The sequence below is a fragment of the Bacillus sp. FSL M8-0077 genome (assembly GCF_038050255.1).
GTDB lineage: Bacteria > Bacillota > Bacilli > Bacillales > Bacillaceae > Bacillus > Bacillus altitudinis.
Genome location: NZ_JBBPAF010000001.1, coordinates 1,969,099 through 1,984,962, shown reverse-complemented (window position 1 = coordinate 1,984,962; position 15,864 = coordinate 1,969,099). Strand labels below are relative to the sequence as shown.

Genomic DNA, 15,864 nt, shown 5'->3' with positions numbered 1-15,864 from the left:
ATTTGAAATTCTAGATGATGGATCTAACAAAACGCTTGAGGGAGACGACGTCTTTATTTTACTGCCTTCATAAATGGTTTAGAACCTTCCTTTCCTGTACATGCTGTAAGTACATGCAGTGAGAAAGGAAGGTATATGTGTGCCATTTTTTAATATTTTGATTGAACTCTTTATCGGATTTTTCGCTTTATTTTCCATTACAAAGTTATTAGGGAAAACACAATTTGCACAAATCACGCCGTTTGATTTTATTTCTGCACTGATTTTAGGGGAGATGGTCGGTAACGCCATTTTTGATCCAGAAGTCAGCGTGCTACATATCCTTTTTGCAGTTGCAGTCTGGGGCGTTTTAATCTACACAGTTGAATGGCTTTCACAAAAATTCAAATCCATTCGCGCTTTCTTAGAAGGAAGACCGACTCTTGTGATTGATAAAGGAAAGATTCACTATAATCGATTAAAGAAAAATATGCTCGATTTAAATCAGTTGCAGACACTGATTCGAGCGAAAGGGCATTTTGCTCTTAATGAAATTGAATTTGCCATTTTGGAAACGGATGGGTCTGTGAGTGTGCTTCCGAAAATGAAATATGCACCAGCTACAGCCGAAGATGTGAACGTGAAAGGAAAAGAAGTCACATTGCCTAGAACGTTTATTATCGACGGAGAGATTTTAAGAAAAGATTTAAAGGAAGCTGGATTTGATGAAGCGTGGCTGAGAGAGCAATTGAAAAAGCAGCACATTTCCTCCTATAAAGACGTCCTATTTTGTGAATGGATTGAAAATGAAGGAATTTATGCGATGAAATATGAAAAAACATCCACAACCTAACACAGTGGATGTTTTTTTGTGTTTTTTTGTTTTATCACTGAATAGGATCAAAAAGAATACGTCAATGAAAACGTTCACAATATAAGGGGGAGATGTGTGATGAAGTATGGAAAACGACTGCTGATGATGGTATTGGCCTTACTGCTTTTTGACTCAGCTTATGCGCAAGCAGCTGGACACAACCATCAAACAAACCGCGTGCTTATTGTCGATCAAAAAGGAAATGGGACATTCCGAACGGTTCAATCTGCCATTGATGCGATACCAGTGAACAATCAACAGCAAACGACGATATATATTAAAAATGGTGTGTATAAAGAAAAGATTCTCCTTCCGCAAAATAAGCCGTATGTGTCCTTTATTGGAGAAAATCAGTATCAGACGATTCTGACGTATGATGATACAAATGCAAGCAGCGGGAGCACAACCAATAGCTCTAGTACAATGATTCGGGCAAATCATTTTTACGCAGAAAATATCACGTTTCAAAATACAGCTGGCCGAAACGCAGGGCAGGCGGTTGCCCTTTATGTATCCGGGGACCGGGCTGTGTTTAAACACGTACGTGTTCTCGGTTATCAAGATACACTTTATGCCACAGGCACAGGGAGACAATATTATGAAGATTGCTATATCGAGGGCACGGTTGACTTCATCTTTGGTTCAGCAACGGCTGTATTTAAAAGAGCTGAAATAAAAAGTCTTGGAAATGGGTATATTACAGCGGCATCCACAACAGAAGCGCAAAAGTATGGCTACGTTTTTATTGATTCCACATTAAATAAAGGAACGGCTTCGTCTCAATCTGTGTACTTAGGCCGTCCATGGAGACCACATTCGGCTGTCACGTTCCTCCAAACAAAAATGGATGAACATATTAAAGCTGAGGGATGGCATAACTGGGAGAACAAAGACAACGAAAGAACGGCTAGATATCAAGAATATGGATCAACGGGCGCAGGGAGTCATATGGCAAACCGGGTGAAGTGGTCAACGATATTAACAAAAAACGAAGCAAGTCAAATCACCGTTCAATCCGTACTTAGCGGAAACGATGGCTGGAATCCTGAAAAAAGGTAAAAGAGGCTTGTCAGTTTTCGTCAAAGAAAGCTGACTTTTCTGTTTAAAAAACCTTTGAGAACAAACGTTCTTTTGTGTATAATGAACATAATCTGCTAAATTTGGCTGCTTTTCTAAAAAGGAGGGATTTCGTGAAACGTTTCTCACAGGTCATGTTGTTACAACTATGTATTTTGTCGATGTTATTTCTCCCTTTTTCAGTGAAGGATGAACAACTAACGGCTCATGATGATCAATCAAATTGGATCACTTCTTTAGACGAATTCATTCGAACAGCACCTGATCTAGAGGGCGCGATTGCTGGCATCAGCGTACGCGATACTTCTGACACTTCTCTTCTTTATGAACATCAAGCGGACATCCGTCTGACTCCTGCTTCTAATATGAAATTACTCACATCTGCTATCGCACTCGATCTACTGGGTGAAACACACACTTTTCCAACAGACGTTTGGATAGATGGTTCAATTCACAAAAAAACATTGCACGGCAATCTTTATCTCCGAGGCACTGGAGACCCGACATTGTTAGAAAGCGATTTTGCCGCATTAGCCAAACAAGTCAAAAAGGCCGGAATACATACGATTCGTGGACAGCTTTTAGCTGATGATACTTGGTTTGATGACACAAGGTATTCAATCGATCTGCCGTGGAGTGATGAAGATCAATATTACGGCGCTCAAATATCTGCTCTTACTGCTTCACCGAATGAGGATTATGATGCAGGGACGATCATTCTCGAAGTCAATCCGGGAAAGAAAGCAGGGCAGAAGGCCAGCTATAAGATGATCCCGAAGACTGACGTCGCTCAAGTTATCAATCAAGTGAAAACTGTGCCAGAAGGCGGAAAGAAGAAAATATCTTTTAAACGCTCTCACGGTACAAACAAAATTACACTGACTGGGACGATTCCGCTAAAAGCATCTTCGTCTAAACAATGGGTCGCATTATGGGAACCGACAACGTACGCTTTAGACTTAATGAAACGAGCATTAAAGGCTGAGGGGATTGAGCTGAAAGGATCACTTAAAACAAAACAAGTTCCTAAAAAATCGAAAAAAATCGCTTCCCATTCATCAATGCCTTTATCCGATCTTCTTGTTCCGATGATGAAATTAAGCAACAATACACATGCAGAAATTCTGTTAAAAGAACTTGGGAAGCGGGTAAAGAACAAAGGAAGTTTTGACAAAGGGCTTGACGTGCTGAATGAACGTCTTCCTGCCTATGGCATCGATGCATCTATGACTGTGTTGAGAGACGGATCAGGCATATCACCCATTAACCTTGTTTCTGCAAACCAATTCACTTTATTTTTGACAAACATTCAAAAGGAAAAATGGTTTAACACCTATGTCCATGCACTTCCGTTAGCTGGGGCAAGTGAGCGTATGGTGGGAGGTACATTAAGAAACAGATTGAAAGAACCAGCTACACTAGAAAAAGTGCGTGCAAAAACAGGTACGCTATCAACGGTCAGCACACTATCTGGATATATTGAAACGCAGAGTGGAAAAACGCTTGCTTTTTCCATCTTATTGAATCATCTCGTTGATGACGAAAAAGGAAAAGAGATAGAAGACCGCATTGTCAGCATATTAGCTGAGGATCTTTAGACAGAGAAGGAGAACCATCATGACGTTAGATAATAATCAATCTTTAGTAAAAACCATGTCGATCTTTCTAATTCCACTTTTATTAAGCAATATTTTGCAATCAATTGGACAGCTTGTTTCCATTGTGCTTGTCGGTAGATGGATTGGAGAGGATGCAGTAGCTGCGATTTCTGCATTCTTTCCACTTTTCTTTTTACTTGTTTCTTTTTCCATTGGGATTGGATCAGGAAGCTCGATCCTTATTGGACAAGCATACGGAGCAAAAAATGAGCAGAGGTTAAAGGAAATTATCGGTACAACGCTTTCGTTCACCTTTTTAATCGGACTTTCTTTAGCTGTCATTGGAGGTTTTTTTGCCACAGATATTTTACATCTGATGGGGACACCTGCAAATATTGTGGAGGAAAGTGCGGCATATGCCAGAATCCTATTCATCTCCATGCCCATCTTATTTCTTTATTTTGTCTATACAACTTTTTTACGAGGAACAGGAGATTCAAAAACCCCATTTTATTTCTTAATGATTAGTACAGGAACCAATATTTTATTGCTGCCAATTTTATTATTCGGCTGGCTTGGTTTACCGGCATTTGGTTTATATGGTGCTGCGTATTCTTCTGTGATTTCTACAATCGTTACGTTTATCATTCTTCATATCTATCTTTATAAAACAAAGCACCCGCTGCGCATTGATGCGTCGGTTAGAAAGCATTTATTGATGAAAGGGGATTTATTAAAAACGCTTTTAAAGTTAAGTATCCCATCTAGTATTAATATGATTCTCATTTCTTTATCAGAAATTGCTGTCATTTCTTTTGTCAACGATTATGGATCACAGGCGACCGCAGCTTATGGCGTTGTCAATCAAGTCGTAAGTTATGTACAGATGCCTGCAGTGAGCCTTGGTATTGCGGTTTCTATCTTCGCCGCACAATTCATTGGCGCAGGAAACATGAATCGTTTGAAGGATGTCATTAAAATTGGGCTGGGGCTAAACTTTGCAATAGGTGGATTGATTATTATTTTCGTCTATATTTTCGCACCGCAAATTTTATCTATCTTTTTAACAGATCCTGCAACGATTGACATTGCATATAGTTTGGTCGTGATTACCCTATGGAGCTATCTCATTTTCGGAACAGCACAAATCGTTGCAGCCACAATGAGAGCAAGTGGCACAGTTCTATGGCCGACCATCTTTAGTATTTGTTCCATTTGGCTTGTTGAAGTACCAGTGGCTTATGTGCTATCACACCATACATCGCTTGGGATCAAAGGAATCTGGATAGGATATCCTGCAGCCTTTTTTGTAAACTTATTGCTCCAATATGGCTATTATCGACTGGTATGGAAGAAAAAGCAGATCGTTGCACTTGTCCAATCATAATGTGAGCCTATCATCTGGCATATACATACGAAGATCGATTACTTTGTAGGGGGTCTGATCTTCTATGTTTTTAAACCAAAGAAGTGAGCTCAGTTCTTATGATATCGGTGACTTCACTTATGCTGGACCAGATTTTCAAGTCTTGACGTGGGGAGAAGGAACAACGCTGAATGTGGGGAAGTTTTGTTCTATCGCAAACGAAGTGAAAGTTTTTCTTGGTGGTGAACACCGAACAGACTGGGTCACTACATATCCCTTCAATCAAATTTTCACAGATGCTGCTCATATTGAAGGACATCCACGATCAAAAGGAGATGTGTGTATAGGGCACGATGTTTGGATTGGATATGGAGCAACGATCATGTCAGGGGTACATATAGGAAACGGGGCAGTCATTGGAGCAAATAGTCTGATTACAAAAGATGTGCCACCATATGCGATCGTCGCAGGGAACCCGCAGCGGCTCATGAAATATCGGTTTTCTTCTGATATCATTGAAAAACTTCAGTTATTAGAATGGTGGAATTTAGAGTTTTCGATCATACAGTCTATTTTTCATCTCTTACAATCTCATGATATTGACCATTGTATAAGCGTAATTGAAGCTAGAAAAAAGAAAGGCTGACAGAGCCTTTCTTTTTTCTAGCTTAGTTTCATTTAGCTGAGTCTGATGATGGTAAGTGATGCACCGGTTGCACCACCACCTATTAGAATGGCTGTTACAATCGCTCCGAAAAATTGTAATGAAATTGTATTTCCTGCTGTTAAATTGACAATAACTGTATTGCTCATAAAAGTTGTGGATACGGCAGACGATTGAATTGAACCTGGAATAGCAGTTGATCCATTCAACCATAGCCTTGTGCTCACTAAAAGTGCAACGGTGGTATTTACTTGATATGTGATATAGTATTTACCTGTTTGCTGGACTGTGAATGTATCATTTGAACCATTCGGCGTAAATCCATTAATATTTTGATTACTTGGTAAAGCAATGTTCGTACCACCTACAATAGTAATGATTGTAGGACCTGTTGTATTTCCAGCATAAAGTGCCGTATCAGTAGGACCGCTAGCTCCAGTGGCACCAGTAGGTCCGGTATCTCCAGTAACACCAGTAACACCAGTAGCTCCGGTAGGTCCGGTATCTCCAGTAACACCAGTAACTCCGGTAGGTCCGGTAGGCCCGGTATCTCCAGTAGCACCAGTAACTCCGGTAGGCCCAGTATCTCCAGTGGCACCAGTGGCTCCGGTAGGCCCAGTATCTCCAGTAACACCAGTGGCTCCGGTAGGCCCGGTATCTCCAGTAGCACCAGTGGCTCCGGTAGGCCCAGTAGCACCAGTAGCTCCGGTAGGCCCAGTATCTCCAGTGGCACCAGTGGCTCCGGTAGGCCCAGTATCTCCAGTGGCACCAGTATCTCCAGTGGCACCAGTGGCACCAGTGGCTCCGGTAGGTCCGGTATCTCCAGTAACACCAGTAGCACCAGTAACTCCGGTAGGCCCAGTATCTCCAGTGGCACCAGTGGCTCCGGTAGGCCCAGTATCTCCAGTGGCACCAGTGGCTCCGGTAGGTCCGGTATCTCCAGTAACACCAGTAACTCCGGTAGGCCCAGTATCTCCAGTGGCACCAGTGGCTCCGGTAGGCCCAGTATCTCCAGTGGCACCAGTGGCACCAGTGGCTCCGGTAGGTCCGGTATCTCCAGTAACACCAGTAGCACCAGTAACTCCGGTATCTCCAGTAACACCAGTAGCACCAGTAACTCCGGTAGGCCCAGTATCTCCAGTGGCACCAGTGGCTCCGGTAGGCCCAGTATCTCCAGTGGCACCAGTGGCACCAGTGGCTCCGGTAGGTCCGGTATCTCCAGTGGCACCAGTGGCACCAGTAGCACCAGTAGGTCCGGTATCTCCAGTGGCTCCGGTAGGCCCGGTATCTCCAGTAACACCAGTAGCTCCGGTAGGCCCAGTATCTCCAGTAACACCAGTGGCTCCGGTAGGCCCGGTATCTCCAGTAGCACCAGTGGCTCCGGTAGGCCCAGTAACACCAGTAGCACCAGTTGGACCAGTAGGTCCGGTATCTCCAGTAGCACCAGTTGGACCAGTAGGTCCGGTATCTCCAGTAGCACCAGTAGCACCAGTAGCACCAGTGGCACCAGTGGCTCCGGTAGGCCCGGTATCTCCAGTAACACCAGTGGCACCAGTAGGTCCGGTAGGCCCAGTATCTCCAGTAGCACCAGTAACTCCGGTAGGCCCAGTATCTCCAGTGGCACCAGTAGCTCCGGTAGGCCCAGTATCTCCAGTAGCACCAGTAACTCCGGTAGGCCCAGTATCTCCAGTGGCACCAGTAGCTCCGGTAGGCCCAGTATCTCCAGTGGCACCAGTGGCTCCGGTAGGCCCAGTAACACCAGTAGCACCAGTGGCTCCGGTAGGCCCGGTATCTCCAGTAGCACCAGTAACTCCGGTAGGCCCGGTATCTCCAGTTGGACCAGTGGCTCCAGTAACACCAGTGGCTCCGGTAGGCCCAGTATCTCCAGTGGCACCAGTAGCTCCGGTAGGCCCAGTATCTCCAGTAGCACCAGTTGGACCAGTAGGTCCGGTATCTCCAGTAGCACCAGTAACTCCGGTAGGCCCGGTATCTCCAGTAGCACCAGTAACTCCGGTAGGCCCGGTATCTCCAGTAACACCAGTAGCACCAGTAGCTCCGGTAGGCCCAGTATCTCCAGTAGCACCAGTTGGACCAGTAGGTCCGGTATCTCCAGTAGCACCAGTAGCTCCGGTAGGCCCAGTATCTCCAGTAGCACCAGTTGGACCAGTAGGTCCGGTAGGCCCGGTATCTCCAGTAGCACCAGTAACTCCGGTAGGCCCGGTATCTCCAGTTGGACCAGTGGCTCCAGTAACACCAGTGGCTCCGGTAGGCCCAGTATCTCCAGTGGCACCAGTAGCTCCGGTAGGCCCAGTATCTCCAGTAGCACCAGTTGGACCAGTAGGTCCGGTATCTCCAGTAGCACCAGTGGCTCCGGTATCTCCAGTAACACCAGTAGCACCAGTGGCTCCGGTATCTCCAGTAACACCAGTAGCACCAGTGGCTCCGGTATCTCCAGTGGCACCAGTAGCTCCGGTAGGCCCAGTATCTCCAGTAGCACCAGTTGGACCAGTAGGTCCGGTATCTCCAGTAGCACCAGTGGCTCCGGTAGGCCCGGTATCTCCAGTAACACCAGTAGCTCCGGTAGGCCCAGTATCTCCAGTAACACCAGTGGCTCCGGTAGGCCCGGTATCTCCAGTAGCACCAGTAACTCCGGTAGGCCCGGTATCTCCAGTAGCACCAGTGGCTCCGGTATCTCCAGTAACACCAGTAGCACCAGTTGTACCAGTAGGTCCAGTATCACCGGTTGATCCTGCTGCAGCCAGTAATGTGTAGTCTGGGGAAGTATCTGGTGTACCTGTTGGTGGTGCAGTATTTACTACATACGTACTGCCATTAAAGGTCACTACTTGCCCTACTGGGTAAGTAGGACTTACTACCGGATCAAACGCTTCAATTCCTGTTAATCCTGCACCAGTAGGTCCGGTAGGCCCAGTATCTCCAGTAGCACCAGTAACTCCGGTAGGCCCAGTATCTCCAGTGGCACCAGTAGCTCCGGTAGGCCCAGTATCTCCAGTGGCACCAGTGGCTCCGGTAGGCCCAGTAACACCAGTAGCACCAGTGGCTCCGGTAGGCCCGGTATCTCCAGTAGCACCAGTAACTCCGGTAGGCCCGGTATCTCCAGTTGGACCAGTGGCTCCAGTAACACCAGTGGCTCCGGTAGGCCCAGTATCTCCAGTGGCACCAGTAGCTCCGGTAGGCCCAGTATCTCCAGTAGCACCAGTTGGACCAGTAGGTCCGGTATCTCCAGTAGCACCAGTGGCTCCGGTAGGCCCGGTATCTCCAGTAACACCAGTAGCACCAGTAGCTCCGGTAGGCCCAGTATCTCCAGTAGCACCAGTTGGACCAGTAGGTCCGGTATCTCCAGTAGCACCAGTGGCTCCGGTATCTCCAGTAACACCAGTAGCACCAGTGGCTCCGGTATCTCCAGTAACACCAGTAGCACCAGTGGCTCCGGTATCTCCAGTGGCACCAGTAGCTCCGGTAGGCCCAGTATCTCCAGTAGCACCAGTTGGACCAGTAGGTCCGGTATCTCCAGTAGCACCAGTGGCTCCGGTAGGCCCGGTATCTCCAGTAACACCAGTAGCTCCGGTAGGCCCAGTATCTCCAGTAACACCAGTGGCTCCGGTAGGCCCGGTATCTCCAGTAGCACCAGTAACTCCGGTAGGCCCGGTATCTCCAGTAGCACCAGTGGCTCCGGTATCTCCAGTAACACCAGTAGCACCAGTTGTACCAGTAGGTCCAGTATCACCGGTTGATCCTGCTGCAGCCAGTAATGTGTAGTCTGGGGAAGTATCTGGTGTACCTGTTGGTGGTGCAGTATTTACTACATACGTACTGCCATTAAAGGTCACTACTTGCCCTACTGGGTAAGTAGGACTTACTACCGGATCAAACGCTTCAATTCCTGTTAATCCTGCACCAGTAGGTCCGGTAGGCCCAGTATCTCCAGTAGCACCAGTAACTCCGGTAGGCCCAGTATCTCCAGTGGCACCAGTAGCTCCGGTAGGCCCAGTATCTCCAGTGGCACCAGTGGCTCCGGTAGGCCCAGTAACACCAGTAGCACCAGTGGCTCCGGTAGGCCCGGTATCTCCAGTAGCACCAGTAACTCCGGTAGGCCCGGTATCTCCAGTTGGACCAGTGGCTCCAGTAACACCAGTGGCTCCGGTAGGCCCAGTATCTCCAGTGGCACCAGTAGCTCCGGTAGGCCCAGTATCTCCAGTAGCACCAGTTGGACCAGTAGGTCCGGTATCTCCAGTAGCACCAGTGGCTCCGGTAGGCCCGGTATCTCCAGTAGCACCAGTAACTCCGGTAGGCCCGGTATCTCCAGTAGCACCAGTTGGACCAGTAGGTCCGGTATCTCCAGTAGCACCAGTGGCTCCGGTATCTCCAGTAACACCAGTAGCACCAGTGGCTCCGGTATCTCCAGTAACACCAGTAGCACCAGTGGCTCCGGTATCTCCAGTAACACCAGTGGCACCAGTAGGTCCGGTAGGCCCAGTATCTCCAGTAGCACCAGTAACTCCGGTAGGCCCAGTATCTCCAGTGGCACCAGTAGCTCCGGTAGGCCCAGTAGCACCAGTGGCACCAGTGGCTCCGGTAGGCCCAGTAACACCAGTAGCACCAGTGGCTCCGGTAGGCCCGGTATCTCCAGTAGCACCAGTAACTCCGGTAGGCCCGGTATCTCCAGTTGGACCAGTGGCTCCAGTAACACCAGTGGCTCCGGTAGGCCCAGTATCTCCAGTGGCACCAGTAGCTCCGGTAGGCCCAGTATCTCCAGTAGCACCAGTTGGACCAGTAGGTCCGGTATCTCCAGTAGCACCAGTGGCTCCGGTAGGCCCGGTATCTCCAGTAGCACCAGTAACTCCGGTAGGCCCGGTATCTCCAGTAACACCAGTAGGTCCGGTAGGCCCAGTATCTCCAGTAGCACCAGTTGGACCAGTAGGTCCGGTATCTCCAGTAGCACCAGTGGCTCCGGTATCTCCAGTAACACCAGTAGCACCAGTGGCTCCGGTATCTCCAGTAACACCAGTGGCACCAGTGGCTCCGGTATCTCCAGTAACACCAGTGGCACCAGTAGGTCCGGTAGGCCCAGTATCTCCAGTAGCACCAGTAACTCCGGTAGGCCCAGTATCTCCAGTGGCACCAGTAGCTCCGGTAGGCCCAGTAGCACCAGTGGCACCAGTGGCTCCGGTAGGCCCAGTAACACCAGTAGCACCAGTGGCTCCGGTAGGCCCGGTATCTCCAGTAGCACCAGTGGCTCCGGTAGGCCCAGTATCTCCAGTGGCACCAGTAGCTCCGGTAGGCCCAGTATCTCCAGTGGCTCCGGTAGGCCCAGTAGGTCCGGTATCTCCAGTAACACCAGTAACACCAGTAGGTCCAGTAGGCCCTCTTTTTACAATCTTAGTATTTGTTTTTTTTCGTCCTTTTGCTTTAGCACAAGTGCTGTGATGTTTAACAACTTTTTTCTTTTTACATTCTCGTTTAAGAAGAGGGCAATCATCAAATGGAGGTCTATCGTGACGAGATTTTCTGTAATGAGGTTGCCAATCATGCTTTTTTCCGCAAAAGGGACATTTGTTATCGTACTGATTATACAAATTCCCCATCTCCTAAAAGTTAATATTTTATTCTATGTGGAAATTTTAAAAGCGGAATTGAGCTTAATGATATTTTTTAGTTCGAAGTTCATCGAATCAAATCATTTAAAAGTTAAATCGTTTTATGTTATGGTGTGGAAAGGATGAAACTAGTATGATTTTTGACAGAAATGGGGCATCATGTATGAGTCAATCAGTTTTACAACACACAGCATATTCCGTGTTAAATTTATCCTCTGTAACAGAAGGTGGCACAATCAAAGATTCATTTGAACATAGTATGGATTTAGCAAAAAAAGCTGAGAAGTGGGGCTACCATCGATATTGGCTTGCGGAGCATCATAATATGGAAGGAGTTGCGAGTTCAGCAACGTCTGTTTTGATTGGATATATTGCTGGAGGGACCGAAAAGATCCGAGTTGGTTCTGGGGGGATTATGCTTCCCAACCACTCTTCACTTGTCATTGCAGAACAATTTGGAACACTGGAGACTTTGTATCCAGGGAGAATTGATTTAGGTCTAGGCAGGGCACCAGGAACAGATCAGTTAACGGCAAGGGCACTTAGACGTAATCTTCATAATGGGGAGGATTTCCCTGAGCAGCTTGAAGAACTTCGGCAATATTTCAAACCGACTGGTCAGGTCAAAAAACATGTCAGAGCTGTTCCAGGAGAAGGGTTGGATATACCAATTTGGCTTCTTGGTTCAAGTGGTTTTAGTGCAAGGCTTGCAGGGGAACTCGGGCTGCCATTTGCTTTTGCGGCACATTTCTCACCTAAAAATACCATTCCTGCTTTAGAATTATACAGACAGTCATTTCGACCATCTGATGTGTTAAAAAAACCTTATGCGATGGTTGGTGTGACGGTTTTTGCTGCTGATCAAACAGAGCGGGCTGAGTATTTGGCGACGTCTCATTATCAGCGGTTTTTGAGTCTCATTCGCAATACACCAGGAAAACTCAAAGCCCCTGTTGAAAGTATGGATGGGCTATGGAGTCCATATGAGAAGGCGATGGTGGACGAACAATTAAGTTCGACGATGATTGGGGATAAACAAAAGGTGAAAAAAGAGTTAGAAGCCTTTATTGAAGCGACTCAAGCAGATGAAGTGATGATTAATTCGGATATGTTTGATCATCAAGAAAGAATGCGCTCTTATGAAATCATTGCAGACATATTTCAAGGGGAACAAGAAAAATAAAGGTGTCCTTCTCTTGATCCACTTATTTTGTTCAAAATGATGTTTATCGGATACCTAAATGGTTACCGTACTGAAAGACAACTTGAATAAGAAATTTACTATAACATGCTTTGTATCTCCTGAATTTATGTATCAATTTATATTTAAAAGCACTATGAAGTAAAGTTTCTTCATAGTGCTCTTTGTATCTCATTATTCAACTATTGGTGTAAGTGAACTCCCGCTCCACATTTCACCCTTATTCAGTGTCCAACCATCATTATAAAGATTAGAGGCACCTTGATTAGCCACAGGACTCCAACCATCATCCCAAGCTAAGAAATAAATGGTTTTAGGATATTTTTGTTTAACTGCATTGATAAATTGTGAATAATCAAGGCTACCATTTGCTGTTTGCGGACCAACTTCTGCGAAAGCAAATGGCTTATTCAGGGCAGTTAACTCGTCATATCCTTTAATCGAATAAGCATCTGAGAAATACGCATCTAATCCCACAATGTCAACATAAGATGATCCAGGATAAAAATCTACCTTAAAGTCTCGGTTTGCGTCTGGGGAATATACCCAAATTAAGTTATCCAAACCTCTTGTATCAGTCATATAATGATAGACTTTTTGATAAAGCTGTTTGTAAAGTGAAATGCGTTGGTTGTCTTTTTTGTTATATTCAGTTAGACCCCACCAAAACCATTCTCCATTCATTTCATGAAGAGGTCTGAATAGAACAGGAACACGTTCATTTTCAAACTGCTGAAGACCATCTGCAATTTTACTCAAAACAGCGTCAAATCGCTTGCCCTCAGTAGTTGATGAGTCTAAGATTTTTTGGTATTGACTGTTTGAAATTGGAGTTTTATAATGCCCAGATTGAAACGCAGGGTTAGGAAGATGCAAACTAATCTGAGGTATACCTCCGTTCTTCCAATAAGAAATTAAATTACTGTTGCAGCTGTAATCAATTGCGTCAGTAATACTGGCTGACTCCAACCATCCTCTCGAATAATCACAAGCATATACTGCAGGTGACTGGCCAGTAGCATTTTTGATTCGATCAGCTTCTGACATTGAAAACGTTGCATTTGTATATCCGCCGAATGCACCTGACAGTATGCGATCCTCAGATCGGTTTGGCAGGTGAGCTAGCCAATTCAGCAACTCTTTTGTTGTCGCCTGAGCATTAGGATTCACGGGGGTCACTGTATGAGCAGATGCTTCCTGAGAAAAAGCTGGAACGATTAATAAAGAAAGTAATATAAAAACACCCATTTTTTTAATCATACTTATTCTCCCAATTCTTTTTTATTATTCTTAATACTGTTAAATAATGCTATAAAGCGCAGAAGCCATTACTTTTAATCTCCATCTCCTTGTAGTGTAAGAAGTGTATCATCCCCCTTGTTTTAAATTGGTTTTCTCTTCAAAATATATACATTAACCCTTGTGAAACCAATTTCAGGGTAAAAATTAGGTTAAACTAAAAAATACATTTATACATCAGTCATTTTTCCTGTTTTTTAAAATAAGTTTAAATACCTCCAATAGCATTTAACAATAGGTCTCAATAATACTTTGGTAACATGACTCTTTCAACAATTTTCCATATTCGTTTTCATTCTAAAAGAGAATTATTTAATAAATGGAAAATACGGAAAATGAAGTGGCGTTCTAAACATGCATCTTGTACAGCTTTAAAGTAAAGGGGGCGGTATGCATATTTTTTGTATCTAATTTTTATGTAGAATCTGTAACCATTACGATCAGTTGTATTATAATCAGGCTGTCAATACAATAAAAGAACATCAATATTTTAAAAATAAAAAAGATTGTAGAAAAACATGAGTTTCTCTACAATCTGAGTACTGACACAGAGCAGTTCTTTTTTATTTATTCTTTTGTAAAAACGCGAAATGGTTGTCCAACTGGCAGTACTGTACGGCCAAAATGTGTATTGAGTACAACAGCTGCAGAACCATAAAATGAAAGAAGAGAAATAATCAATTCTGCAATACCAGCCATCGTATGAGTCACATCGTACATCACACCAAACGAGCTTAGGGACAGGCCAATGAATAAGAAATCAATAAAGACGAAAATCAAAAACAATACTTTATGTGTTTCCATTGCACCGATCGTCATAAATAAGCTGAAAATCAAATAACCAATAAAAGCGAAACCCAGTTGTTTTGGGTCGGCAGCTCCCGCAAGCGTTTTCCCAAAAACGCCAGCTTGAATGAGCCAAGTGGTTCCAACGCCCATCCAAAAAAGACCGAATGCGCCGAAGGCAGTGGCTCCAAAAATATTATGATGCTTTGAATCTTGTATGGACGCAATCAGCTGCGCGATTCCCCCAAGGAAGATAGCCCAAGGTAAAATCAGGGATGTGCCATCTGTGATTCCTAGTTTTTGTGAAGACGCAACAAGCGTCACCATTGCTAAACCAAACAAACCAAGTGGTGTTGGGTCTGCGATTGATAATCGAATTGCTTGAACATTCTGTTTTTCCATAATGACCTCCTACAATTTGCACTTACAAAAGATACTCGAATTCGATAGAAACGTCAAGCTCTTTTTTAGTAGACACTTGCAACGTCTTCCAAATAAATCTATATTTAATACAATACATCATACATGTGATAGAAAAAGAGGGATGAGAATGAGTAAAGGCTTAGCTGGAAAGACCATTGCCATATGCGGAACAAGAAAAACAGAAGAAATGCGTACACTTGTTGAAAAGCAAGGAGGACAGGCTGTTATTCGTTCTCTTCAGGGCACAGTATTTTTAGCCAAAGAGGAATTAAAGCCAGGTATAGAAACCTTTGTAAAGAAGGGAACTGACTGGGTCATTTTAACAACGGGTATCGGCACAGACACATTAATTGAAAGTGCAGAAGAGCTCCAGCTTGGAGAAGCATTTATGAACATTTTATCAAGTGCCCATATCGCTTCAAGAGGATACAAAACGTTCGCGGCTCTAAAAAAACACGGCATTCAGCCAGATGTTTCTGATGAAGATGGAACCGTTCGTGACCTCATTTCAAAGTTAGAAGACAAAGAGCTTCAGGGTAAACGTGTCATGGTGCAGCTTCACGGCGAAAATGCACCAGCTCTCATTGACTTTTTACATCACAAGGGAGCAGATGTTTTGCAGCTCATGCCATATCAGCACACGCCCCCTGAACCAGAGGCGGCGGACACTTTGCTTCAAGAAATGAAAGAAGGGAAGGTCCATGCCGTTTGTTTTACAACTGCTGTTCAGGTCCATGCCTTTTTCAAACTAGCAGAAGAATGGGGCCAAAAAGAATCACTGCAACTTCTATTCGAGCAGCATGTATTAGCTGTAGCTGTTGGAAAAGTCACAGCTGAAGCTTTAAAAGAAGAGGGGATAAGCCGAATTCTAGCTCCTTCACATGAAAGAATGGGTGCAATGATTATGGAATTATCTCAATATATGAAAAAACAATCGACGTACTCATAGAAAAAACGCCTTTCACATGACGAGTGAAAG

The 15,864-nt window shown here is 45.0% G+C and carries 10 protein-coding genes and 1 pseudogene; 8 read left to right on the top strand and 3 right to left on the bottom strand.

Annotated elements, in window-relative coordinates; translation table 11 throughout:
* Positions 1 to 139: 139 nt before the first annotated feature.
* The 5 genes from NST57_RS10100 (at position 140) to NST57_RS10080 (ending at position 5,540) form a co-directional block, all read left to right on the top strand.
* The gene (locus NST57_RS10100; protein WP_024718337.1) at positions 140 to 832 is read left to right on the top strand and encodes a DUF421 domain-containing protein; all 693 of its coding nucleotides are present in this window, start codon (positions 140 to 142) and stop codon (positions 830 to 832) included.
* Positions 833 to 931: 99 nt separating this feature from the next.
* Entirely contained in the window at positions 932 to 1,912 is a 981-nt protein-coding gene (locus tag NST57_RS10095) for a pectinesterase family protein (RefSeq protein WP_046526848.1), read from the top strand.
* 131 nt (positions 1,913 to 2,043) lie between these two features.
* A complete protein-coding gene (dacB, locus tag NST57_RS10090) occupies positions 2,044 to 3,528 on the top strand; it encodes a D-alanyl-D-alanine carboxypeptidase/D-alanyl-D-alanine endopeptidase (protein WP_341298503.1) in 1,485 nt (494 codons plus the stop codon).
* Positions 3,529 to 3,547: 19 nt separating this feature from the next.
* Positions 3,548 to 4,915 carry an MATE family efflux transporter gene (locus NST57_RS10085; protein WP_035703202.1) on the top strand — a complete coding sequence of 456 codons (1,368 nt, stop codon included), beginning with the start codon at positions 3,548 to 3,550 and terminating at the stop codon, positions 4,913 to 4,915.
* 64 nt (positions 4,916 to 4,979) lie between these two features.
* Positions 4,980 to 5,540 carry a DapH/DapD/GlmU-related protein gene (locus NST57_RS10080; protein WP_142155248.1) on the top strand — a complete coding sequence of 187 codons (561 nt, stop codon included), beginning with the start codon at positions 4,980 to 4,982 and terminating at the stop codon, positions 5,538 to 5,540.
* A gap of 32 nt (positions 5,541 to 5,572) precedes the next feature.
* Here the strand turns inward: NST57_RS10080 and NST57_RS20360 are convergent, their stop codons facing one another.
* Positions 5,573 to 11,164, bottom strand: a complete 5,592-nt coding sequence (locus NST57_RS20360) for a BclA C-terminal domain-containing protein (RefSeq protein ID WP_445818819.1) — start codon at positions 11,162 to 11,164, stop codon at positions 5,573 to 5,575.
* A 175-nt stretch (positions 11,165 to 11,339) separates the two neighbouring features.
* On the opposite strand from NST57_RS20360, the gene NST57_RS10055 reads away from it, so the two are divergent.
* Together NST57_RS10055 and NST57_RS20355 are read left to right on the top strand one after the other, a co-directional pair.
* Positions 11,340 to 12,359, top strand: a complete 1,020-nt coding sequence (locus tag NST57_RS10055) for an LLM class flavin-dependent oxidoreductase (protein ID WP_341298499.1) — start codon at positions 11,340 to 11,342, stop codon at positions 12,357 to 12,359.
* Between the two features lie 6 nt (positions 12,360 to 12,365).
* A pseudogene (locus NST57_RS20355) lies at positions 12,366 to 12,446 on the top strand (transposase); the annotation flags it as partial.
* A gap of 105 nt (positions 12,447 to 12,551) precedes the next feature.
* On the opposite strand, the gene NST57_RS10050 reads toward NST57_RS20355, so the two are convergent.
* Both NST57_RS10050 and NST57_RS10045 read right to left on the bottom strand, forming a co-directional pair.
* Positions 12,552 to 13,625: a glycoside hydrolase family 26 protein gene (locus NST57_RS10050; RefSeq protein ID WP_445818818.1), complete on the bottom strand. Its 1,074-nt coding sequence runs from the start codon at positions 13,623 to 13,625 to the stop codon at positions 12,552 to 12,554.
* A 618-nt stretch (positions 13,626 to 14,243) separates the two neighbouring features.
* Complete coding sequence (locus NST57_RS10045) at positions 14,244 to 14,864, bottom strand: acetate uptake transporter (RefSeq protein WP_142155245.1); 621 nt, start codon at positions 14,862 to 14,864, stop codon at positions 14,244 to 14,246.
* Positions 14,865 to 15,012: 148 nt separating this feature from the next.
* Between NST57_RS10045 and NST57_RS10040 the strand changes: the two genes are divergently transcribed.
* On the top strand, positions 15,013 to 15,834 hold the full coding sequence (locus NST57_RS10040; protein ID WP_341298497.1) for a uroporphyrinogen-III synthase: 822 nt from the start codon (positions 15,013 to 15,015) through the stop codon (positions 15,832 to 15,834).
* Positions 15,835 to 15,864: the final 30 nt, after the last annotated feature.

Excerpts from the sequence above, each read along its gene's own strand:
- NST57_RS10095 (WP_046526848.1), top strand. The coding sequence starts at position 932 with ATGAAGTATGGAAAACGACTGCTGATGATGGTATTGGCCTTACTGCTT.
- NST57_RS10085 (WP_035703202.1), top strand. The coding sequence starts at position 3,548 with ATGACGTTAGATAATAATCAATCTTTAGTAAAAACCATGTCGATCTTT.
- NST57_RS10080 (WP_142155248.1), top strand. The coding sequence starts at position 4,980 with ATGTTTTTAAACCAAAGAAGTGAGCTCAGTTCTTATGATATCGGTGAC.
- NST57_RS20360 (WP_445818819.1), bottom strand. The coding sequence starts at position 11,164 with ATGGGGAATTTGTATAATCAGTACGATAACAAATGTCCCTTTTGCGGA.
- NST57_RS10055 (WP_341298499.1), top strand. The coding sequence starts at position 11,340 with ATGAGTCAATCAGTTTTACAACACACAGCATATTCCGTGTTAAATTTA.
- NST57_RS10050 (WP_445818818.1), bottom strand. The coding sequence starts at position 13,625 with ATGGGTGTTTTTATATTACTTTCTTTATTAATCGTTCCAGCTTTTTCT.
- NST57_RS10045 (WP_142155245.1), bottom strand. The coding sequence starts at position 14,864 with ATGGAAAAACAGAATGTTCAAGCAATTCGATTATCAATCGCAGACCCA.
- NST57_RS10040 (WP_341298497.1), top strand. The coding sequence starts at position 15,013 with ATGAGTAAAGGCTTAGCTGGAAAGACCATTGCCATATGCGGAACAAGA.